This window comes from Bartonella sp. LB28NMGDW, from assembly GCF_042194435.1.
Taxonomy (GTDB): Bacteria; Pseudomonadota; Alphaproteobacteria; order Rhizobiales; family Rhizobiaceae; genus Bartonella; species Bartonella grahamii.
Genome location: NZ_JBHIMX010000099.1, coordinates 1 through 1082, shown reverse-complemented (window position 1 = coordinate 1082; position 1082 = coordinate 1). Strand labels below are relative to the sequence as shown.

Genomic DNA, 1082 nt, shown 5'->3' with positions numbered 1-1082 from the left:
ATTCTTTAGAAAATGGATTCTTAATTTTGCTCGTCTCATGGAGGTGATAGAGAATGCCTTCGCCCATTTAAAACAGTAGATTTCAAAAATTAAAACTTCACCCCCTCCCCACTTTTGAGGCAGGGAAAGAGAGATTATACCGTAATCTATCCGCTAATCACTTGAGTGTTTCTTAGATACCTGAATCGACAATAGACATATTATCAAGCCTCTCCTGTTATAAATGAAGCCCACTGTTCCAAGAGAACATGTCGCTGTTCTAAAAAATCCGTTCGCATATAAGCTTTCGTCACTGAACTCCCAACTGAATGGGCAAGAACAGTTTCGGCAATCTCAAACGGTGTTGACGTTGTTTCTGCTATCCAATCCCGTAAGCTTGAACGAAAACCATGGGGACGATAAGTTAAGCCGCAAACTGTCATATATTTTGCCATGCTTGCATCAGAAATTGGCTTGCCGGTAAGACCAGAAAAGAGAAAACCTTTTTTCTCAAAAGGGAGAGATTTTTCAATCACTTTCAAAGCTTCACGACTTAATGGCACGCGAAAATCTGAAACCTTTCCTACAATACCTTTCATGTTTTCTTTTGGTATTGTCCATATATTTTTATCTATTTGTTCAAGATGCAAATAGCGCAATGGATATGACCGTACCCCTGTCAAAATAAGCAATTTCAGTGCTAAATTTGAAAGGATATTATCATCCAAATTCTGATAAAAAGCTGGAACTTCTTGCCATGGCATAGCAGGAATATTTGTTGATCTAGCACGGGTTTTTCCTAAAAGGGCGCGTGCCTTCATACAAGCTTGTAGATCAACGTCCAAACCAAGAGCCGCTGCATATTTCAAGCAAATGTTAATACGATTAAGTGCTTTTCTTGCCGTATCTGCTTTTTCATGCCAAAGGGGTGAGAGAACATTGCGAATGATATTTGCTGTTAATTGTTCTATAGGCAAATTCCCTATGTGTGGGATAACATGTAACTCCAGCGGAGAAAACCAGCGGCCGTTTTTACCTTCATTTTTCAACTCTGCTTTTTTGCTTTCAAAAGCCGCTTTTGCAATTTCTTGAAAAATATTGCT

The 1082-nt window shown here is 39.0% G+C and carries 1 protein-coding gene; it reads right to left on the bottom strand.

Annotation, left to right across the window (positions count from 1 at the left end; genetic code table 11):
- Positions 1-203 precede the first annotated feature (203 nt).
- Positions 204-1082: tyrosine-type recombinase/integrase (locus ACFIKG_RS09390; protein WP_375652210.1), on the bottom strand; the 879-nt coding region annotated here is incomplete at its 5' end.